At 54.9% G+C, this 21682-nt stretch carries 18 protein-coding genes; 11 read left to right on the top strand and 7 right to left on the bottom strand.

Going from position 1 to position 21682, the window contains the following annotated elements:
• Positions 1 to 168: 168 nt before the first annotated feature.
• Both pyrD and zapC read left to right on the top strand, forming a co-directional pair.
• Positions 169 to 1179, top strand: coding sequence for a quinone-dependent dihydroorotate dehydrogenase (pyrD, locus tag A3466_RS01810; protein WP_063449144.1), 1011 nt, complete (start codon positions 169 to 171; stop codon positions 1177 to 1179).
• A 166-nt stretch (positions 1180 to 1345) separates the two neighbouring features.
• Positions 1346 to 1888 carry a cell division protein ZapC gene (gene zapC, locus A3466_RS01805; protein WP_063449143.1) on the top strand — a complete coding sequence of 181 codons (543 nt, stop codon included), beginning with the start codon at positions 1346 to 1348 and terminating at the stop codon, positions 1886 to 1888.
• On the opposite strand, the gene A3466_RS01800 is transcribed toward zapC, so the two are convergent.
• A complete protein-coding gene (locus tag A3466_RS01800; protein ID WP_063449142.1) occupies positions 1885 to 2994 on the bottom strand; it encodes a YcbX family protein in 1110 nt (369 codons plus the stop codon). The genes zapC and A3466_RS01800 overlap by 4 nt on opposite strands.
• 97 nt (positions 2995 to 3091) lie before the next feature.
• Between A3466_RS01800 and rlmKL the strand changes: the two genes are divergently transcribed.
• The 6 genes from rlmKL to rmf all read left to right on the top strand — a co-directional run bounded on the left by rlmKL (position 3092) and on the right by rmf (position 11016).
• On the top strand, positions 3092 to 5200 hold the full coding sequence (rlmKL, locus tag A3466_RS01795) for a bifunctional 23S rRNA (guanine(2069)-N(7))-methyltransferase RlmK/23S rRNA (guanine(2445)-N(2))-methyltransferase RlmL (protein ID WP_063449458.1): 2109 nt from the start codon (positions 3092 to 3094) through the stop codon (positions 5198 to 5200).
• A gap of 12 nt (positions 5201 to 5212) precedes the next feature.
• The gene (locus tag A3466_RS01790; RefSeq protein WP_063449141.1) at positions 5213 to 7120 is read left to right on the top strand and encodes an ABC transporter ATP-binding protein; all 1908 of its coding nucleotides are present in this window, start codon (positions 5213 to 5215) and stop codon (positions 7118 to 7120) included.
• A gap of 12 nt (positions 7121 to 7132) precedes the next feature.
• Positions 7133 to 8386, top strand: coding sequence for a membrane integrity-associated transporter subunit PqiA (gene pqiA, locus A3466_RS01785; protein WP_063449140.1), 1254 nt, complete (start codon positions 7133 to 7135; stop codon positions 8384 to 8386).
• A 4-nt stretch (positions 8387 to 8390) separates the two neighbouring features.
• Positions 8391 to 10031: an intermembrane transport protein PqiB gene (gene pqiB, locus A3466_RS01780; RefSeq protein WP_063449139.1), complete on the top strand. Its 1641-nt coding sequence runs from the start codon at positions 8391 to 8393 to the stop codon at positions 10029 to 10031.
• Positions 10028 to 10594: a membrane integrity-associated transporter subunit PqiC gene (pqiC, locus tag A3466_RS01775; protein ID WP_063449138.1), complete on the top strand. Its 567-nt coding sequence runs from the start codon at positions 10028 to 10030 to the stop codon at positions 10592 to 10594. The genes pqiB and pqiC overlap by 4 nt, the downstream gene beginning before the upstream one ends.
• Before the next feature lie 254 nt (positions 10595 to 10848).
• On the top strand, positions 10849 to 11016 hold the full coding sequence (gene rmf / locus A3466_RS01770; RefSeq protein ID WP_003858162.1) for a ribosome modulation factor: 168 nt from the start codon (positions 10849 to 10851) through the stop codon (positions 11014 to 11016).
• A gap of 71 nt (positions 11017 to 11087) precedes the next feature.
• Here the strand turns inward: rmf and fabA are convergent, their stop codons facing one another.
• Both fabA and A3466_RS01760 read right to left on the bottom strand, forming a co-directional pair.
• Positions 11088 to 11606: a bifunctional 3-hydroxydecanoyl-ACP dehydratase/trans-2-decenoyl-ACP isomerase gene (gene fabA, locus A3466_RS01765; RefSeq protein WP_000227926.1), complete on the bottom strand. Its 519-nt coding sequence runs from the start codon at positions 11604 to 11606 to the stop codon at positions 11088 to 11090.
• Positions 11607 to 11674: 68 nt separating this feature from the next.
• The gene (locus A3466_RS01760; RefSeq protein WP_063449137.1) at positions 11675 to 13435 is read right to left on the bottom strand and encodes an AAA family ATPase; all 1761 of its coding nucleotides are present in this window, start codon (positions 13433 to 13435) and stop codon (positions 11675 to 11677) included.
• 185 nt (positions 13436 to 13620) lie between these two features.
• Between A3466_RS01760 and matP the strand changes: the two genes are divergently transcribed.
• The gene (matP, locus tag A3466_RS01755) at positions 13621 to 14073 is read left to right on the top strand and encodes a macrodomain Ter protein MatP (RefSeq protein ID WP_006809347.1); all 453 of its coding nucleotides are present in this window, start codon (positions 13621 to 13623) and stop codon (positions 14071 to 14073) included.
• Positions 14074 to 14138: 65 nt separating this feature from the next.
• On the opposite strand, the gene ompA is transcribed toward matP, so the two are convergent.
• Entirely contained in the window at positions 14139 to 15191 is a 1053-nt protein-coding gene (ompA, locus tag A3466_RS01750; RefSeq protein WP_120286572.1) for a porin OmpA, read from the bottom strand.
• 356 nt (positions 15192 to 15547) lie between these two features.
• Positions 15548 to 16057 (bottom strand): SOS-induced cell division inhibitor SulA, encoded by a 510-nt coding sequence (sulA, locus tag A3466_RS01745; RefSeq protein ID WP_063449135.1) that lies wholly within the window; start codon positions 16055 to 16057, stop codon positions 15548 to 15550.
• 217 nt (positions 16058 to 16274) lie between these two features.
• Between sulA and A3466_RS01740 the strand changes: the two genes are divergently transcribed.
• Positions 16275 to 16901 carry a TfoX/Sxy family DNA transformation protein gene (locus tag A3466_RS01740; protein ID WP_063449134.1) on the top strand — a complete coding sequence of 209 codons (627 nt, stop codon included), beginning with the start codon at positions 16275 to 16277 and terminating at the stop codon, positions 16899 to 16901.
• Here the strand turns inward: A3466_RS01740 and yccS are convergent.
• The gene (gene yccS / locus A3466_RS01735) at positions 16858 to 19020 is read right to left on the bottom strand and encodes a YccS family putative transporter (protein WP_063449133.1); all 2163 of its coding nucleotides are present in this window, start codon (positions 19018 to 19020) and stop codon (positions 16858 to 16860) included. The genes A3466_RS01740 and yccS overlap by 44 nt on opposite strands.
• Positions 19021 to 19038: 18 nt before the next feature.
• On the bottom strand, positions 19039 to 19485 hold the full coding sequence (locus A3466_RS01730) for a YccF domain-containing protein (protein WP_003858149.1): 447 nt from the start codon (positions 19483 to 19485) through the stop codon (positions 19039 to 19041).
• A gap of 122 nt (positions 19486 to 19607) precedes the next feature.
• On the opposite strand from A3466_RS01730, the gene helD reads away from it, so the two are divergent.
• Positions 19608 to 21662 (top strand): DNA helicase IV, encoded by a 2055-nt coding sequence (gene helD, locus A3466_RS01725; protein ID WP_063449132.1) that lies wholly within the window; start codon positions 19608 to 19610, stop codon positions 21660 to 21662.
• Positions 21663 to 21682: the final 20 nt, after the last annotated feature.

The raw sequence follows: 21682 nt of genomic DNA, 5'->3' as shown, positions 1-21682 counted from the left end.
ACTAAATGATTTATCCTCAGGATGAATGCTGAAAAATGCATAAGAAGCTTGCCAATAAGTAAACGATTGCGTTTTAAACGGCTTTTTTTGCCACAGGTCAATTCCCTTTCCGGGCGGGATCGCACATAATCCCCTCCCGGTTTGCACACCGGGAATCCAGGAGAGTTCATGTACTACCCCTTCGTTCGTAAAGCCCTTTTCCAGCTCGATCCTGAGCGCGCTCATGAATTTACATTTCAGCAGTTACGCCGTATTACAGGGACGCCTCTGGCCACGCTGGTGCGTCAAAACGTGCCGGAAAAACCCGTTCAGTGCATGGGCCTGACGTTCAAAAATCCACTGGGCCTGGCGGCCGGTCTGGATAAAAATGGCGAATGCATTGATGCGCTCGGTGCGATGGGCTTTGGCGCAATCGAAATCGGGACGGTGACGCCGCGCCCGCAGCCGGGAAATGACAAGCCGCGTCTCTTCCGCCTGGTTGAAGCCGAGGGGCTGATCAACCGCATGGGCTTTAATAACCTTGGCGTCGATCGTCTGGTTGAGAACGTAAAAAAAGCCCATTTTGATGGCGTGCTGGGTATTAATATCGGCAAAAATAAAGACACGCCGGTCGAGCAGGGTAAAGATGACTATCTGATTTGTATGGAAAAAGTCTATGCCTATGCGGGTTATATTGCGGTGAATATATCATCGCCTAACACCCCAGGGCTGCGTTCATTACAATATGGCGAAGCGCTCGACGATCTTCTGAGCGCCATTAAAAATAAACAAATGGCGCTACAGGCGATCCACCATAAATATGTCCCGGTCGCGGTTAAGATCGCCCCGGATCTTTCGGTTGAAGAATTGATCCAGGTTGCCGACAGTTTAGTTCGCCATAATATTGACGGTGTGATTGCGACCAATACAACGCTCGACCGTTCTCTCGTTCAGGGAATGAAAAACTGTGACGAAGCGGGTGGTTTAAGCGGACGTCCGGTTCAATTAAAGAGTACCGAAATTATTCGCGCACTGTCTGCGGAATTAAAAGGCCAGCTGCCGATTATAGGCGTGGGCGGCATTGATTCCGTCATCGCTGCACGTGAGAAGATGGCGGCAGGTGCATCACTGGTGCAAATTTATTCCGGCTTTATTTTCAAAGGGCCGCCGTTGATTAAAGAAATCGTCACGCATATCTAATCTTTTCTCTTAATCAGACAACCAGGGCTTTATTTCCAGCCCTGGTTGTTTTATATTCCGTCATTGTTGCTTATTTAGACATTATAGTCTTTTATTACTAATGTTATAAGCGAAGCGGCAAACAGGACATTTTTAGTACAGGACGTTTTGGGGACGGGAGAGAAGCATGCGAATTAAACCTGACGATAACTGGCGCTGGTATTTTTGTGAAGAGCATGACCGCATGATGCTCGACTTAGCCAATGGCATGTTGTTTCGTTCTCGTTTTGCGCGCCGAATGTTAACCCCAGACGCGTTTGCTCCTTCAGGCTTTTGCGTTGACGACGCTGCGCTCTATTTCTCTTTCGAAGAAAAATGCCGCGACTTCGATCTCTCCAAAGAACAGCGCGCTGAACTGGTACTAAATGCGCTGGTGGCGATCCGTTTCCTGAAACCACAAATGCCGAAAAGCTGGCATTTCCTCGCGCACGGCATGAGCTGGACTCCGGCTATCGGCGATGCGGCAAGCGTCAATCTGAGCGATACCGAAGAAGAGGTGAATTTGCTGGTGGTTGAACCCGGTGAAAACGCCGCGCTCTGCCTGCTGGCGCAACCCGGCGTGACCATTGCCGGGCGAGTGATGCAGTTAGGCGACGCTATAAAAGTGATGAATGACAGGCTGAAGCCACAGCTGCGCGTCGATGCCTTCAGCCTCGAGCAGGCGGTTTAAGCTTCGAGTTGTACGCTCGTTTTTGGCACACAGCTACAGCACAGGATCGTGCCATCTTTGCCAATCGCAGATTTCTTCAGGGCACTCACTTCCCCATCGACCAGTTTAATGCGACAGCATCCGCAGATCCCCGCGCGACAGGAATACGGTACGCGGATCCCTGCCTGCTCCAGCTGCTCCAGTAGCACCTGCTGATTATTGCCTCGAATGACCTTGCCTTCCCAGTGAATATCCACCGCAGCGGCGGCGTTTGTCTCAGGGGCGGCCATGTCTTCTTGCTGGCCTGCGCCGTACACTCGTGCAGGCCCGCGAGTCAGAATTTCGACCTCGTCGCCCACGCGGATCACGCCGCTTGAGCGGGGGATCAGGTTCTGGCCGAAGTCGACATCACCCTTATCCTGCGCGGTACGAAATGACTGCAAGGTTTTCAGCGGTTCGCCGGAAGGGTGTTTCTCGCCTTTCTCCGGGCTGACGGTGGTGAAAATACAGCGGCTGCACGGCTTCACGACATCAAAAATAACGCTGCCGATGCGGATGACTTTCCAGGTATCTTCATCCCAGGCATCCGCGCCGGTCACCACCAGATTTGGACGGAACTGCTCCATCTGCACGCTGGCTTTGCAGCGGCGCTGTAGATCACGCAGCGAGGCCTCGCTGGTCAGCAGGAAGGGAAAACCATCCGCGAAGGAGAGGGGTACCGCGTCGTGGCGTTTTACGCGACGGGTCAGCGCGGGTCCAACCCAGCGCAGTTGAACGTCGCGGGAGAAAAAGCCGCTTAGCCACTGGTTTATAGCGTCCGGCGCGATACGCGCGGTAAAATGATTCCCCCATACTTCCGTTGGCGCATCGACGGTCGCAAAATCAGCAAAGCGGACAACCACGCTTGAGCCGTCCGGTGCGGTCAAATGCAAACCGTCATGAAGCGGGGCAGGGGTAAAGCGAACCATCTGCGGGAACTGGCGCGCGGTGATGAACGTACCGTCAGGCTCGGTGACCATAAAAATGCGATCGAAAGCGAAGCCGCTCATATCGGCCAGCGCGTGGGTCACGCCGATGCCGCGCATGGATTTCACCGGATGAATAAAAAGCCTTGATAACGTCGCCACTGCACACTCCCGCAAAAGAAATAAGCCTTCAACTTTATGACATACACGTCATATTAGCTATAATGCGCGACAATTTTCTATGAGTAAAAGTGACGATATGAATTCTCTGTTTGCCAGTACGGCCCGTGGGCTGGAAGAGCTGTTAAAAACTGAACTGGAAGGCCTGGGCGCGAAAGAGTGCCAGGTGGTTCAGGGTGGTGTCCATTTTGAGGGCGACACGCGGCTTATTTACCAGAGCCTGATGTGGAGCCGTCTGGCGTCGCGCATCATGCTGCCGATGAAAGAGTGCAAGGTCTACAGCGATCTTGATCTCTACACCGGCGTACAGATGATCGACTGGACAGAGATCTTCACGCCGGATGCCACCTTTGCGGTGCATTTCAACGGCGTCAACGACGAGATCCGCAACAGCCAGTACGGTGCCCTGCGCGTCAAAGACGCCATTGTGGACTGCTTCACGCGTCGTAATAAAGAACGTCCGAACGTTGACCGTGAAAACCCGGATCTGCGCATCAACGTCTGGCTTAACGGCGACACGGCGAGCATCTCCCTGGATCTGAGCGGGGCGGGCCTGCACCTGCGAGGCTACCGCGATCGCACCGGCATGGCGCCAATCAAAGAGACCCTGGCCGCCGCGATCGTGATGCGCTCCGGCTGGCAGCCAGGTACGCCGCTGCTCGATCCGATGTGCGGTTCCGGTACGCTGCTAATTGAGGCCGCGATGCTGGCCACCGACCGTGCGCCAGGGTTGCATCGTGGACAGTGGGGCTTTAAAGGCTGGGCGCAGCACGATGAAGCCATCTGGAAAGAGGTTAAAGACGACGCGCAGACCCGCGCGCGTAAGGGGCTGGCGGAGTACACGTCTCGCTTTTACGGTTCGGACAGCGACGCGCGGGTAATTGAGCGCGCGCGCAGCAACGCCCGCCGTGCCGGGATCGGTGAGCTGGTGACCTTTGACGTTAAGGATGTGGCGAACCTGACCAATCCGCTGCCAAAAGGCCCGTACGGTACTGTTATCAGCAACCCGCCGTACGGTGAGCGTCTGGGCAGCGAGCCGGCGCTGATTGCCCTGCACAGCCTGCTGGGGCGCAACATGAAGGCGCATTTCGGCGGCTGGAATCTTTCTCTGTTTAGCGCCTCGCCGGAACTGCTGAGCTGCCTGCAACTGCGTGCAGATCGCCAGTTCAAGGCGAAAAACGGCCCGCTGGACTGCGTGCAGAAAAACTACCATCTGGCAGAGATTGCAGCGGACAGTAAACCGTCCGGCGTGGCGGAAGACTACGCCAACCGCCTGCGCAAGAATTTGAAAAAATTTGAGAAGTGGGCGAAGCAGGAAGGCATTGAATGTTATCGCCTGTACGACGCTGATCTGCCGGAATACAACGTGGCGGTTGACCGCTATGCGGACTGGGTGGTGGTTCAGGAATACGCTCCGCCGAAAACCATCGATGCGCAAAAAGCGCGTCAGCGTATGCTGGACGTGATTGCGGCTACCATCGCCGTACTCGGCATTTCGCCTAACAAGCTGGTGCTGAAAACCCGCGAGCGTCAGAAAGGCAAAAACCAGTATCAGAAGATGGGCGAGAAGGGCGACTTCATCGAAGTGGGCGAATATAACGCTCGCCTGTGGGTAAACCTGACCGACTACCTCGATACCGGCCTGTTCCTCGACCACCGTATCGCCCGCCGTATGCTGGGCCAGATGAGCAAGGGCAAAGACTTCCTGAACCTGTTCTCCTACACCGGCAGCGCCAGCGTTCATGCGGGGCTTGGCGGGGCGCGTAGCACCACCACGGTAGATATGTCCCGTACCTATCTGGAGTGGGCAGAGCGCAACCTGCGTCTTAACGGCTTAACCGGTCGGCAGCATCGTCTGCTACAGGCCGACGTGCTGGGTTGGCTGCGTGACACCGACGAGCAGTTCGATCTGATCTTCATCGATCCGCCAACCTTCTCTAACTCCAAGCGTATGGAGGATAGCTTTGATGTTCAACGCGATCACCTGCGCCTGATGACCGACCTGAAGCGTCTGCTGCGTAAAGGCGGCACCATTATGTTCTCGAACAACAAGCGCGGATTCCGCATGGATCACGACGGCCTGGCCGAACTGGGACTGAAAGCACAAGAAATCAGCCAAAAAACGCTGTCTCAGGACTTTGCCCGTAACCGTCAAATTCATAACTGCTGGCTGATCTCCGCGGTCTGAAAGGAAAAATAAATGTCTTTAATTAGTATGCATGGCGCGTGGCTCTCTTTCAGCGACGCACCGCTTCTCGATAACGCAGAGCTGCATATCGAAGATAACGAGCGCGTCTGTCTGGTGGGCCGTAACGGCGCGGGTAAATCGACGCTGATGAAAATCCTCAACCGTGAGCAGGGGCTGGATGATGGGCGTATTGTTTACGAGCAGGATCTGATCGTCTCTCGCCTGCAACAAGATCCGCCGCGTAACGTTACCGGCAGCGTGTACGATTTCGTGGCCGAAGGGATTTCAGAGCAGGCGGAATACCTCAAGCGCTACCACGAGATTTCGCATCTGGTGATGACCGATCCAAGCGACAAGAATCTCAACGAGCTGGCAAAAGTGCAGGAGATGCTCGATCACCACGGCCTGTGGCAGCTGGAAAACCGCATTAACGAAGTGCTGGCTCAGCTTGGCCTGGAAGCGGATATGGAGCTGTCGGCGCTCTCTGGCGGCTGGCTGCGTAAAGCCGCGCTGGGACGTGCCCTGGTGAGCGGGCCTAAGGTACTGCTGCTGGACGAACCGACGAACCACCTGGATATCGAAGCGATTGACTGGCTGGAAGGGTTCCTGAAAACCTTTAGCGGCACCATTATCTTCATCTCGCACGACCGTTCGTTCATCCGCAATATGGCCACGCGCATTGTCGACCTCGACCGCGGCAAGCTGGTGACCTATCCTGGCGATTACGATACCTATCTGCTGGAAAAAGAAGAGAATCTGCGCGTTGAAGAGCTGCAAAACGCCGAATTCGACCGCAAGCTGGCGCAGGAAGAGGTCTGGATCCGTCAGGGCATCAAGGCGCGTCGTACCCGTAACGAAGGCCGGGTTCGTGCCCTGAAGGCGATGCGCCGCGAACGTAGCGAACGCCGCGAAGTTATGGGCAGCGCCAAAATGCAGGTGGAAGAGGCGTCCCGCTCGGGCAAGATTGTCTTCGAAATGGAGAACGTGAATTATTCGGTTGACGGCAAAGTGCTGGTGAACGATTTCTCCGCTCAGGTTCAGCGCGGCGACAAAATTGCGCTTATCGGTCCAAACGGCTGCGGCAAAACCACGCTGTTGAAGCTGATGCTGGGCCAGTTACAGGCCGACAGCGGTCGCATTCACTGCGGTACTAAACTGGAAGTGGCGTACTTCGACCAGCACCGCGCAGAGCTGGATCCGGACCGTACGGTGATGGATAACCTCGCAGAGGGTAAACAGGAGGTGATGGTTAACGGCAAGCCGCGTCACGTGCTGGGCTACCTTCAGGACTTCCTGTTCCACCCGAAACGCGCCCTGACGCCTGTGCGCGCGCTGTCCGGCGGTGAGCGTAACCGTCTTTTGCTGGCGCGCCTGTTCCTGAAACCCAGTAACTTACTGATTCTCGATGAACCGACCAACGATCTGGATGTCGAAACGCTGGAACTGCTGGAAGAGTTGATTGATGGTTATCAGGGAACTGTGATGCTGGTCAGCCACGATCGTCAGTTTGTCGATAACACCGTGACCGAGTGCTGGATCTTCGAAGGTGAAGGACGCATCGGGCAATATGTGGGCGGCTATCATGACGCGCGTGGTCAGCAAGCGCAGTCGATGGTGCAAAAACAGGCGAAGACCAAAAATGTCGCCGAACCTGCTGTTGCAAAAGCAGAAAGTGCCAAAAAATCTCCAGCTAAAATGAGCTATAACTTGCAGCGCGAGCTGGAAGGGCTGCCGCAGCGTCTGGAAGAACTGGAAGCGGCGCTGGAAGCACTGCAAATTCAGGTCGCGGATGCGTCATTCTTTACGCAGCCTCACGACTATACTCAGAAAGTATTGGCTGAACTCTCCCAGGCCGAGCAGGCGCTGGAAGAAGCTTTTGAGCGCTGGGAGTACCTTGAGTCTCTGAAAAACGGCGCATAACAGGGATAATCTATGTGTGACCAGCACCGTGCCGATCGGCATATATTATGCTCGCAATGCGATATGCTCGTGGCGTTGCCAGAGCTTGGTCACGGACATAAGGCTGCCTGCCCGCGCTGCGGAGCTACGCTGACGACCGAGTGGGACGCGCCAAGGCAGCGTCCTACGGCTTACGCGCTGGCAGCCCTGTTCATGTTACTGCTCTCCAATCTCTTCCCTTTCATCTCTATGAAAGTGGGCGGGATGACAAGCCAGGTGGATTTACTGGAAATTCCAGGCGTGATGTTCTCGGAAAATTACGCCAGCCTTGGCACCTTCTTTCTTCTGTTCGTTCAGATAGTCCCGGCTTTTTGCCTGGTGGTCATTCTTTTGCTGGTCAACCGCGTCAGGATGCCTACCGCCCTTAAAATCAAACTCGCGCGGATCCTGTTCCAGCTGAAAAGCTGGGGGATGGCGGAAATTTTTCTGGCAGGCATCCTGGTCAGCTTCGTGAAGTTGATGGCCTACGGCGACGTGGGGATTGGCAGCAGCTTTATTCCCTGGTGTCTGTATTGCGTGCTGCAACTGCGCGCGTTCCAGTGCGTGGACCGACGCTGGGCCTGGGACGATATCGCCCCGGCCCCGACGCTTTCGCGGACGGTAAAGGTGGGCGTACCGGGTATTCGTCAGGGGCTTCGCTCCTGCTCCTGCTGCACCGCCGTGCTGCCAGCGGAGGTCGAGGTGTGCCCGCGCTGTGAAACAAAAGGTCACGTGCGGCGAAAAAATAGCCTGCAATGGACCATGGCGCTGCTGGTGACTTCCATCATGCTCTATCTGCCCGCCAATATATTGCCAATCATGATCACCGATCTGCTTGGCGACAGAATGCCCTCGACCATCCTTGCCGGGGTAATTTTGCTGTGGAGCGAGGGATCATATCCTGTTGCAGGGGTCATATTTCTCGCCAGTATTATGGTCCCGACCTTGAAGATGATTGCCATTGCCTGGCTTTGCTGGGATGCAAAAGGGCACGGTAAGCGTGACAGTGAGCGCATGCATCTGATTTATGAGGTCGTGGAATTTGTTGGTCGCTGGTCAATGATTGACGTGTTCGTGATTGCGGTTCTCTCTGCGCTGGTGCGTATGGGAGGGCTGATGAGTATTTATCCCGCTATGGGAGCGCTGATGTTTGCGTTGGTCGTCATTATGACCATGTTTGCGGCCATGACCTTCGACCCTCGTTTATCGTGGGATCGTGAGCCAGATTCAAGCCATGAGGAAGAGTAAGAGCATGGAAAATAAAAGTGGAGAGGCTAAAGTGCAGAAGGTCAGAAACTGGTCGCCGGTGTGGATTTTCCCCATCGTGACCGCGCTGATCGGAGCATGGATCCTGTTTTATCATTACAGCCATCAGGGACCGGAAGTGACGCTCATCACCACCAATGCAGAGGGGATTGAGGGCGGGAAAACCACCATCAAGAGCCGCAGTGTGGATGTGGGCGTCGTCGAAAGCGCGACCCTGACCGATGATTTAACCCATGTTGAAATCAAGGCTCGCCTGAATGCCGGCATGGAAAAACTGCTCCATGAAGATTCCGTTTTTTGGGTGGTGAAACCTCAGGTCGGAAGAGAAGGCATCAGCGGTTTAGGGACGTTGCTCTCAGGGGCTTACATTGAACTCCAGCCCGGCAGCAAAGGTATCCAGCCAGCAGACTATCAGCTGCTGGATTCACCGCCGCTTGCGCCGCCGGATGCAAAAGGGATCCGCGTTATTTTGGACAGCAAAAAAGCGGGCCAGCTCTCGCCGGGCGATCCGGTGTTGTTCCGTGGGTATCGTGTCGGTTCGGTTGAAACAAGCACCTTCGATCCGCAAAAACGGACCATCAGCTATCAGCTTTTTATCAATGCGCCTAATGACCGCCTGGTGACCAGCAACGTTCGCTTCTGGAAAGACAGCGGGATCGCGGTGGATCTAACCTCTGCGGGTATGCGCGTTGAAATGGGATCGCTCACCACGCTGTTTGGCGGGGGCGTCAGTTTCGACGTGCCGGAAGGCATGGATCTCGGACAACCGGTGGCGGAGAAAACCGCCTTCAGGCTGTTTGACGATCAAAAAAGTATTCAGGATGCGCTCTATACCGATCACATTGACTACCTGATGTTCTTTAAGGACTCTGTACGTGGCTTGCAGCCAGGGGCGCCAGTCGAGTTCCGCGGTATCCGTCTGGGGACTGTGGGACAAGTGCCTTATTTTGTTCCGGGTCTTAAGCAGATGCTTGATGATGATTATCGTATTCCGGTACTGATCCGTATTGAACCTGAGCGTTTGATTAATCAGATAGGTGAGGATCAGGATATCGGGGAGCATATCAGCGACCTGCTGAACCGCGGCCTGCGTGGCTCGCTGAAAACCGGCAACCTGGTGACAGGGGCGCTGTATGTGGATATGGACTTCTATCCTAAAGCGCCTGCCATGACGGGTATCCGCGAATTTGGCGGCTACAAAATCATTCCTACGGTCAGCAGTGGTCTGGCGCAGATCCAACAGCGTCTGATGGAAACGCTGGATAAGATTAATAATCTGCCGTTGAATCCTATGCTTGAAGCCGCGACGGGTTCACTGCATCAGAGCCAGGCGACGATGCAACGTCTGCAAACCACGCTGGATAATATCAACAAGATCACTGCTAACCAGTCCATGCAGCAGCTGCCGCAGGATATGCAGAAAACCTTGCGTGAGCTGAACCGCAGCATGCAGGGCTTCCAGCCGGGCTCGGCGGCCTACAACAAGATGGTGGCGGATATGCAACGTCTTGATCAGGTTTTACGCGAGCTACAGCCCGTTCTGAAAACGCTCAATGAAAAGAGCAACGCGCTGGTATTTGAAGCGAAAGATAAAAAGGATCCTGAGCCTAAGAGGGCGAAACAATGAAAAAATGGCTAATCATCGTGGGTGCACTGGTATTAACGGCCTGTAGCTCCGGAAGCGACAACAAAAGCTACTACCAGCTACCGCTAAGCGCGCAGCCGGGTGCGCAGAGCAGCACCTCGCAGGGCAGTCGTCTGCTGTGGGTTGAACAGGTTGCCGTGCCGGATTATCTGGCGGGCAACGGGGTGGTCTACCAGACCAGCGATGTGCAGTACGTTATCGCCAACAATAACCTGTGGGCCAGCCCGCTGGATCAGCAGCTTCGCAATACGCTGGTGGCGAACCTGAGCAGCCAGCTTCCTGGTTGGGTAGTCGCCTCACAGCCTCTGGGAAGCGATCAGGACACACTGAATGTTAACGTGACGGGGTTCCACGGCCGCTATGACGGCGCCGTGGTTATCAGCGGAGAGTGGCTGTTGAATCACCAGGGCCAGCTGATTAAGCGTCCTTTCCATCTGGAGCTTAAACAGCAGAAAGATGGCTATGACGAAATGGTGAAAGTGCTGGCACAGGGCTGGGCACAGGAGTCAGCGGCCATTGCCAGAGAGATTTCACGCCTTCCATAAGTAAAATTCATCGACAAAAGCCGCACTCAGCGACGCGCTGATGGCGGCTTTTTTTTCGTTTTGCGTTCAGGCTGTTACTTGTGCCGCATCACATTTTTTGTACAAACGATCTTCCATGTAGCTCACAAATATGACACCCGTATGAATTTTGAACGTTGACGCTGAAGCTGATTCGGGGTATTCGTTAACTGTGCTTGCACATATTGCAACCACTGTTTTCTTTCCACCAGACAAAAGAATGAGGGAAACGAGGCATGAAGAGACAGAAACGAGATCGCCTGGAAAGGGCTCATCAACGTGGTTATCAGGCTGGCATCGCCGGACGTTCTAAAGAAATGTGTCCCTATCAGGCCCTGAATCAAAGGTCCCAATGGCTAGGGGGCTGGCGAGAAGCCATCGGAGACAGGGCAGTACTTGCCTGATACCGTCTCTTTAAAAAGAAACCTCCGCAATGCGGAGGTTTCGCCTTTCTGGGAGGCGCTAAAAGCCGTTATCAGAAAGCAGAGGTATCCTGGAACAGACCCACTTTCAGGTCGTTTGCGGTATAGATCAGTCGACCATCTACCAGCACTTCGCCATCCGCCAGGCCCATGATCAGACGACGGTTAACGATACGTTTGAAGTGGATGCGGTAGGTGACTTTCTTTGCGGTAGGCAGAACCTGACCGGTAAATTTCACTTCGCCTACGCCCAGCGCGCGGCCTTTGCCTTCACCGCCAAGCCAGCCCAGATAGAAGCCTACCAGCTGCCACATGGCATCGAGGCCCAGGCAGCCAGGCATTACCGGATCGCCAATAAAGTGGCAACCGAAGAACCACAGGTCCGGGTTGATATCGAGTTCTGCTTCTACGTAACCCTTATCAAAGTTGCCGCCGGTTTCGGTCATTTTCACGACACGGTCCATCATCAGCATATTTGGGGCCGGTAACTGCGGACCTTTCGCGCCAAACAGTTCACCGCGACCAGAGGCAAGAAGGTCTTCTTTCGTATAAGATTCGCGTTTATCTACCATGTTCTCAGTAAGCCTTATTTTAGTGAAGCACGCAGGATAGCTAACACGTGTACGCTGAACAAGTCCGATCAGTTTGAACTAAACCAACTTAACCAGCGCAACGGCCACGGATAACGATGACGAGCATCCTGCTGTGTCGCCTGAGCTATACGTTCCTGAATGGTCTGCATCAGGGTGGTCTGGCCTTCGCCATCCCAGACCAGGTTCGTCAGTAAGGGTAGTGCATCCTCAACGCCTTCGATGGCCCAGACGGTGAATTGTTCCTGCTCTACCGCATCCAGAATCGCCTGGCTCAGGCTCAAATGGCGAGCGTTAGGTGCCGGAATAATCACGCCCTGTTTGCCGTTTAAACCGCGCTGCTGGCAGATAGCAAAGAAACCTTCGATTTTCTCATTCAGTCCACCCACCGGTTGGGCACGACCAAACTGATCCACGGACCCGGTAATCGCAATGTTCTGGTTAATCGGCACGTCTGCAAGCGCGCTGATCACGGCGCACAGCTCCGCCATGGAGGCGCTGTCGCCGTCGACTTCGCTGTAGGACTGCTCAAAGGTCAACGAGGCAGAGAAGGGGAGCTGCTGCTCAAGCTGGAGTTCAGACATCAGGAATGCCTGCATGATCATCATGCCTTTAGCATGAATATTTCCGCCCAGTTCCGCCTTGCGTTCAATATCGGTAAATTCGCCGTCACCAATGTGCACCACGCAGCTGATGCGGGAAGGCTCGCCGAAGGCGCGCGGGTGTCCTGGGAACTCGATGACGGATAAGGCGTTGATTTGCCCGATACGTTCGCCCTCGGTCTCCACCAGAATCTGTTCCAGCAGAATTTCATCCTGCATACGGTCAGCAAGATAGCCTTCGCGCCATTCACGCTGGGCCAGCATCTGGCTAAGCTGCTCGCCGGTAAACGTACCGTTGCCGTTGATTACGCCGACTTCACGCAGCTGTTTGCCGATCCAGAGCGGGCAGAGCGGCAGGGTTTCCTGATCGCCGGTGTAGCGTACGGCCTCGCGGATTAAGCCAGGCCACGCATCGCTGGCAGGCGAGGGCAGCGCAAAACGTTCCGCCACGGCCATCACCCACTGGCACCACTGCGCCATGTCATCGGCATCAGCAATCTGAATATTGTCTTCAAATTCGCTGTAGACAGCCTGCTCCGCGAGTTCTGGCTCCATTTCCTGGAAGTCCGCCAGCGATTCGCGATCGCCCGTCAGCACGACGGTCAGCGACAGCGGCATAGACGGGATGGAGACCGGCAGAGGACGTGAATCGTCGTAGCCTACCCAGTCAAAACGTTGCTGCGTCACTACCGTTTTCAGGCGCATCCACAGCAGCGGCTGCGCAAGCAGCGTGCGAAGGGAGATGAGCAGCACGCCGCCGTTCGCGCGGTGTACCAGCCCGGGTTGCAGTGACACCTCGCCATTGAACTGACGAAGGCAGCCGAACAGCTGTTCGGCTTCCGCCCAGCTGGCAGTAATCACTTCGCCTTTGGCAGCGAACAGCCCGTCGGCCTGCGCGGCGGGTTCGAACGTCACGTCACGTCCGGCAATATGATACTGACCACCAAAAACGGCGTTCGTTTTTGGCTGCAACTGGCGCATGGCATCACCGAGAAGCGTCAGATACTCGGCTTCTTCCGGGGCTTTGAGCAGCATGAAGGGAGATGTGGCCCATGGGGATGACATCTGCTCCAGCGCGTAATGCAAACGCGGTTGTGTCTCGCTAAGTATGTATTCGTGTTCTTTTGTGAGGTCTGGCTGTGTAAACAGTTCCTGATAGCTCTCGGTATCCGGAACAAGGTCACGCCATGCAAGTTTCGTAATGGTCAAAGTTGATGTTTTTTAGTCAGAAGTAAAACCGTGGAGTATACCGTAAGCGGCGCACTCTGCCCAACCAGGATTCGGGTTTTCATCATGCGTATTGCCGCAGCGTTTCACAGGATATGATTTCTTTTCAGCAGATTGCCAAAAAACTGATATTCTGAACTGAGTTACACGGTAACACTGAGATCGCAATGAAATATCAACAACTGGAAAACCTCGAAAGCGGCTGGAAATGGAAGTACCTGGTCAAAAAGCACCGTGAAGGGGAGCTGATCACCTGCTACATCGAAGCCAGCGCGGCACAAGAAGCTGTGGATATGTTGCTGACCCTCGAAAACGAACCGGTACAGGTCAACGGCTGGATCGAGAAACATATTAATCCGGCCTTGTTGAACCGGATGAAGCAAACTATCCGTGCTCGTCGTAAACGGCATTTCAATGCCGAGCATCAGCACACCCGTAAAAAATCTATCGACCTGGAGTTTATGGTCTGGCAGCGTCTGGCCGGGCTTGCGCAACGGCGCGGGAAAACGCTGTCGGAGACGGTGGTGCAGCTGATTGAAGATGCCGAGCATAAAGAGAAGTATGCCAGCCAGATGTCGACGCTGAAGAACGATTTGCAGGCACTGCTGGGTAAAAAATAACGTTTTTGCTTTTGTTCAGATAATAAAAAACCCCGCATGGCGGGGTTTTTTTATAAGACGATAACTTATGCCGCAGGCTGAGTTACAACGTCTTTGATACCTTTAACTTCGATCTCTACGCGACGATCTGGTGCCAGGCAGTCGATCAGTGCAGCGCGTGGTTTCACGTTGTCACAGGTAGAACCGGTAACTGGGTTAGATTCGCCCATACCACGTGGGGAGATCTTGTTAGCTGGGATACCTTTAGAGATCAGGTAATCAACAACAGACTGAGCACGTTTCTCAGACAGACCCTGGTTGTAAGCGTCAGAACCGATACGGTCGGTATAGCCCAGAACCACTACAGAACCGTCTTTAGGATCCATGTTGCTCAGCTGGGTGTACAGCTGATCCAGTGCCTGCTGACCTTCTGGTTTCAGGGTAGCTTTGTTGAAGTTGAACAGAACGTCAGACTTCAGAGTGAAGTGCTTGGTCTGTACTTCTGGAGCTGGAGCCGGCGCTGGAGCTACGACTGGCGCATCTTCCTGCTGACCGAAACGGTAAGAAACACCAACGCTCAGCATGCCGTTGTCTGGACGAACGCCAACGGTAGCACCGTCACCGATGTTGTTAACCCACTGGTATTCCAGACGGGTAGCGATGTCACGGGTCATTGCCCACTCAACGCCGCCAGCGAATACTGGGGAAACGCCAGTGTCGTGGTCGTCACCAGCGATGCTGTTGCTGGAGTCTGCACGCCATACCATGCCGCCCAGACGGGTGTACACGTCCAGATCGTCAGTTACTGGGTAACCCAGTTTAGCGGTCAGCTGAACGCCTTGAGCTTTGAAAGCGCCATTTACGTTGTCGCCTTTGTACGGCATACGACCTAACCAGTCGTAACCCATTTCAAAGCCAACATACGGGTTAACCTGATAGCCACCGAACGCACCTGCACCCAGCTGGCTCTCGTGAGTAGGGCCATCGTTGTTCAGGCTGCTGTTGTACCAACCGGTGTCATGGAACTGAGACCAGCCCAGTTTACCACCTGCATACCAGGTATTATCTTTCGGAGCGGCCTGCGCTACGGTAGCGAAGCCAGCCAGTGCCACTGCAATCGCGATAGCTGTCTTTTTCATTTTTTGCGCCTCGTTATCATCCAAAATTTGCCATGAATATCTCCATCGGAGAAATCACGGTTAAATCCTTCACCGGGGGGCGTGGTCAAATATAAACCTACCGATATCTTCGGCTTAGGCCGAGCACCCCTGGCGATGTAAAGTCTACAACGTAGCTGAAAACTTACAAGTGTGAAGTCCGTCAGGCATATGAAAAAAAAAGTTCCGTATACCTAATATTTAACATTTTCTGAACGATTTTTGTGCAGTAAAATTAACGAGAACCGCGTCAGACAAGCCTTGCCGCAGTTTTGGCGCATTGAACTTTTTTTGCATACTGCGGTCGAAAAAAATTCCAGGAAAACTCTTAAAATGACTCAATGGTACACATTTGAGTGAATTTTTAGCCCGGGATGTTGTCCTCTGCGATAGGAATCTTCACGAACCGGCCGCATGATGAACCCCATCGCGTTACCTTCTTCAGCAGCTTCAGTCAGACGCAAATGTTCCTCTTGCGACAGATCTTCAGGTAACCATCCAATCACGACGCTATAGTTCCCGGTACGTAATGCCCGAACCATCGACTCGACCGTATCGCAAGGGGAGAGTTGGTTGATCTGCATTACCTTCGCCAACGGCAGACCCGCCGACTGAACCCATTCACGACTTAGTTTTTGCTGTGGCGTCAGCCAGAGCTGCCAGCGAGACTGTTGGCCGAGCTGCTGCAAAAGCGGCAGGAGTAACAGTTGTGTTAACAGCGGCTGGTCTTCACGGTAAACCACTTCACTGATAAGCCCTGTCGATACACGCCCGATAGAATTCTGCGCAACATTGCCTGCGGCAGAAGTAGAAGGTGTTAAGTGATTTGCATAGCCTGAAGTGTACATGTTCATTCCAGCCCTGTAGTTACTGTATGGATATACAGTAACCCCTGTGTGCATAAAGATCAACCTCATTTTCGGAAAGCGACTCGCAAATTTCATCCATTCCCGGTGAACCTGAAAAAATCATCTTGCCCAACGGCAATAAGTTGCCTATTTTCCTGCTAACGGATCCGTTAGTAAGAAATATCGTGTTTACTGTATGATTTTAAATGGAATTATCATGAAAAAGATATCCTATGAGCGGATTTATCAATCGCAGGAATACCTCTCTCCGCTGGGTGAAATTCACCATCGAGCCCTGTTTGGCGGTTATACCCTGGCCGTGGATGAAGCGGTGTTTGCAATGGTGTCTGACGGTGAGCTTTATCTTCGCGCCTGTGAGCAGAGTGCAAAATACTGTGTAAAAAATGCCTCCTCTTTTCTGACGCTGATGAAACGAGGACGTCCTGTTCTGCTTAATTACTATCGTGTGGATGAGGGGCTTTGGCAAAACAGGGAAAAGTTGCTTCAGCTCTCCTCGTTTGCGCTCGATGCTGCCAGGAAAGAGCGCTACCAGCGCCATCAGCGTAACCGGCTAAAAGACCTGCCAAACCTGACTTTTCAGATTGAGGTCCTGCTGATGGAAGCGGGCATCACCAATGAAGAGACGCTACGACAGCTGGGTGCGAAGACGAGCTGGCTGAAAATGCGCTCCAGGAATAAGGCGCTGAGCATCCGGGTTTTGTTCGCGCTTGAAGGTGCCATCGAAGGGCTTCACGAAGCGGCGCTCCCGGCGGATATTCGCCGGGAGCTTACGGAGTGGTTTAATGCGCTGCCTGAGTCGCAGGGGCATCATTCCGCCAGGTAGCAATCTGCTGTCGCAGTCGACAAATTTCCGGCAGCAAAGCGATAAGCAGGCCAATTTGCTGTAGGACCAGCGGAGCTTTGTTGTCGGTGCCCGGATCAAGGTGTGCGATACGCTGCACCAGTTCATCCAGTGCCTGGTGTACCCGCGGCTCGTCCGCAGGTTGATGATGAAGCGCGTCATCAACGTAGCAAACGGCATCGTCCAGCAGCGCCAGGATCCCCGGATTGGTCAGCTTCTCGCGGTGGGCGCCCAGGGTAGAGATATAGCTGGTGAACGTATGGTTCAGGCACAGCAGCCGGAAGGCCGTTTCGCGAATTTCTGCCGTGGCGCGCGGCTCTGTTGACATATTAGAGACGACTGAAGCCAGCTCTGCGTCAGTATTATGCGCGTCGCGGCGGGCAATGCGATAGGCCAGACGGTTATCGCGACCCTGATGGTACTGCTCAAGAATGGCGTCCAGATAGCGGCAGTTGGCGTTCATTGCTCTGTCGGAGACGCGCGGTAAGTTTCGAAAACGCCAGTCCGGCCAGATGAAGCTCACCGCTGCCCAGGCAATGGCGCAGCCGATTAGCGTGTCGATCACGCGGGGGAGGGCCACTTCAAATCCTTCCCCCAGCAAATTGAAGCAGAGCAGCACCAGCAACGTGATGAACATCGTGGCGTGGGCGTACTGCACATTGCGGAAGGCGAAGAACAATACGCCGGTGATCACAATAAGGATAAGCTGTCCTTCTACAGAAGGCACAAAATAGAGCACCGGCAGCCCGATGGCGACCCCGACTAACGTCCCGACAATACGCAGCGCGAGCCGATGGCGGGTAGCGTTATAGTTCGGCTGGCAGACGAACAGGCTGGTCAGCAGGATCCAGTATCCGTGATGCAACCCTGTTATCTGGATAAACGCATAGCCCACGCACAGCACCAGCGACATCCTCACCGCATGGCGAAAGAGTGCGGAATCCGGCGTAAAATGACGGCTCAGGCGCAGCCAGATATCGCTGAAGCCGTTCAGACTGTCATCCGCAAGCCGGTTGTCAGCATCGTTGGCCGGCATCGCCATCGCCTGTTCAGACTCAATGGTGGCCAGCTGAGCATCAATGGCTCGCAGGTTGTTGAGCAGGAATCCCAGGGCTTTGAACTGTTCCGGCGAGGTTCCGCTGGCCTGAACGCGATCGAGCGCCGCATCCAGGTGACTGAACGCGCGCTCAAAGCGAGGATCATGCTGATAGGGCGTGCGCAGCAGTATTGAGCGCGCAAGCTGCTGGCAGGCCTGAGACTGCATCGACAGCAGGCGCTGGAAGCGAAACATCACGTCGCTGTAGCGGAATTTCTCGCGCAGGTCAGCGTACTGCACATGCGAGGAGCTGGCGCGCTCGTGAATATCCTGGGCGACGAAGTAGTAGTGGAGGGTGCGTCGGGTACCGCGCTGACCGCGATCGCCGCGCAGACGGGTGAGCAGAGACGCTTTGGTCTGGTTCAGCGTAGCGACCAGTTGGCCATTTGCCAGCGCCAGATCGTACAGTGGCGCCTGGCTATCCTCTTCGATATCCGGATCGAACAGCCGTGATTTCAGCTCCAGATAGTGGGCCAGCTGTTCATAGCTGCGGGCAAGGTTGTCCTGCAAGGCACGAACCGGGAAAATAAGATGCCCGGTTAAGGTCAGCAGGTTATACCAGATAGCGCCCAACAGCAGCAGGACCGGCTGCTGATACCACTGATCGTAAAGGGAGACCCCCAGCATGGTGTAAATGGCAATCAGCAGGGCGCCGAACGCGATAGTGGCGTAGCGTTGCCCGAGGCCGCCGAGCAAAATGAAGCCGCTGGTCGACACCGTCAGCCCTAAGGCAAACAGCCAGGGCCAGGGGAAAAGCAGCTCCACGGAGGCGGAGGCAATAAAGAAGCAGACCAGCGTGATAACCAGGTTACGCAAACGTCCGGCCAGGCGGTCGTCGAGATCGGCCAGCGCGCCGGCCACCACCCCAAGCGTGAGGGGAATGGTGAGCTTAACGTCATTCAGCCACCACGGCAGCCCCACGGTGCCGCAGAGAGCGATAAAGATCCTGACGTTATACAGCCAGTTACTGTTCCACGTATAGCGACGAATCAGGGGGCTTAGCATGAGAGCGGCCAGTCCTTATTACTGAAAACGACGACGGGCATTGGCTTCACGCGCGGCTTGCGCCACTTCGACCGGGACAACGCGGCGTCCGACCGGCCACAGGGCGATGGTGGCAATCTTGAAATTAGCGATGCCAACCGGAATGCCAATAATCGTAATGCACTGGGCAATACCGGCGAAGATATGCATCAGACACAGCCACCAGCCAAAGAAGATCAGCCACAGAATATTCAGCAGCGTGCCGCCGGTATTCATCAGGGCATTTTTTCTTTCCGGCTCCAGCTCATCCACGTGTACGGCTTCATTTCCATAAGGAACGAGGGACAGTTTGGTGATTTCCCAGCAGGAGCGCGTCAGCGGAAGCGTAAAGATGAGCACAATGCTCACCAGGGTGGCGAAAAGCCAGGAAAGGGTGGTGGCAAAACCGCCAAGGACAAAATTCAACACATTCAGAACGGTACGCATAAACCCTCATTTCCTTCGATATGATTAACGCCTGGTGATTGTAACGTTTTTTTGGGCTGGAGCACCTTAAAACTGGCAGTTAAACTGTCTGACAAATTATTACCTCGTGGATCCGGCAGGATATGGAACTGAAAGCTACTTCAATGGGCAAACGCCTGGCGCAGCACCCTTACGACAAGGTTGTCCTCCTCAATGCGGGAGTGAAAGTCTCCGGTGAACGCCACGAATACCTTATTCCGTTTAATCAGCTGCTGGCCATCCACTGCAAGCGTGGGCTGGTGTGGGGCGAACTGGAGTTCGTCCTGCCGGCAGAGAAAGTGGTGCGACTCCACGGGACGGAGTGGGCTGAAACCCAGCGCTTCCATCATCATCTGAACACGCGCTGGCAGCAGTGGAGCCAGGAGATGAGCGTGATTGCCGCACAGGTACTGCACCAGGTGCTGGACGATATCGCGTTAAGCAATACCCAGCAGAAGTGGCTGACGCGTCAGCAAACCGCCGGGCTTCAGCAAAAAATCACCCAGGCGCTGACGGCGTTGCCTTTACCCGTGGCGCGGCTTGAGGCATTTGATAACTGCCGTGACGCGTGGCGGCAGTGTCAGGCATGGCTCAGCGATATTGAGAAAAGCCGTCTGGCGCACAACCAGGCCTGGACCGATGCGATGCTTACGCAATATGCCGATTTCTTCAGCACGGTGGAATCATCGCCCCTCAATCCTGCCCAGGCGCGCGCCGTGGTGAATGGCGAGCAGTCTTTGCTGGTGCTGGCAGGGGCCGGTAGCGGCAAAACATCGGTGCTGGTGGCGCGCGCGGGCTGGCTTCTGACGACGGGCGAGGCGGTTGCCGATCAGATTTTGCTGCTGGCCTTTGGCCGCAAAGCGGCCCAGGAAATGGACGAGCGCATTCAGGCGCGTTTGCATACCCAGGATATCTCGGCGCGCACGTTCCACTCTCTGGCGTTACATATCATTCAACAGGGCAGCAAAAAAGTCCCTGTGGTCAGCAAGCTGGAGAGTGATGCTCAGGCTCGCCAGGCGCTGTTTATCAAGACATGGCGTCAGCAGTGCAGCGAGAAAAAGGCGCAGGCGAAAGGCTGGCGTCAGTGGCTTGAAGAGGAGCTGAACTGGGCGGTGCCGGAGGGCAGCTTCTGGCAGGATGAAAAGCTGGCGCGCCGGCTGGGTTCCCGTCTCGACCGGTGGGTAAGCCTGATGCGCATGCACGGCGGCTCTCAGGCCGAGATGATAGAAAGCGCACCGGAAGCGATCCGCGCCGTCTTCTCTAAGCGGGTTAAGCTGATGGCGCCGATGCTCAAAGCGTGGAAAACCGCGCTGAAAGAAGAAAACGCGGTCGATTTTTCCGGGCTGATCCATCAGGCCATTATCATTCTGGAAAAAGGGCGCTTCGTCAGTCCGTGGAAACACATTTTGGTGGATGAATTTCAGGATATCTCGCCGCAGCGCGCTGCGCTGCTTTCGGCGCTGCGGGCGCAGAATAAACACACGTCGCTGTTTGCCGTGGGCGATGACTGGCAGGCTATCTACCGTTTCAGCGGGGCGCAGCTTTCCCTCACCACGGCTTTCCACCACTATTTTGGTGAAGGCGACCGCAGCGATCTCGACACCACCTACCGCTTTAACGCGCGAATTGGTGAAATTGCCAACCGCTTCATTCAGCAGAACCCGCATCAGCTGTCGAAGCCGCTTAACAGCCTGACGCCGGGGGATAAAAAGGCCGTCACCCTGTTGGCGGAGGATCAGCTGGAGCCGCTGCTGGACAAACTGAGCGGCTATGCGAAACCCGATGAGCGGATCCTGGTGCTGGCGCGTTACCACCACCTCAAACCCGCGGCGCTGGAAAAAGCGGCGACGCGCTGGCCAAAACTACAGCTCGATTTTATGACCATTCACGCCAGTAAAGGGCAGCAGGCTGATTACGTGATTGTGGTGGGGCTAAAAGAGGGGAGCGACGGTTTCCCGGCACCCGCGCGGGAATCCGTGATGGAAGAGGCGTTACTGCCGGTTCCCGAAGATTTCCCGGATGCCGAAGAGCGGCGTTTGCTGTACGTGGCGATAACCCGCGCGCGGCATCGCGTGTGGCTATTGTTCAACAAAGAGGAGCCGTCGGTGTTTGTCGATATTTTGAAGAGTATTGACGTGCCGGTAGCGAGAAAGCCGTAACATGTCGGCCCGGTAAGCGC

Origin of the sequence: Enterobacter genomosp. S (assembly GCF_001631805.1) — a bacterium.
Lineage (GTDB): Bacteria > Pseudomonadota > Gammaproteobacteria > Enterobacterales > Enterobacteriaceae > Enterobacter > Enterobacter quasihormaechei.
This window is presented reverse-complemented; position numbering and strand designations above follow the sequence as displayed.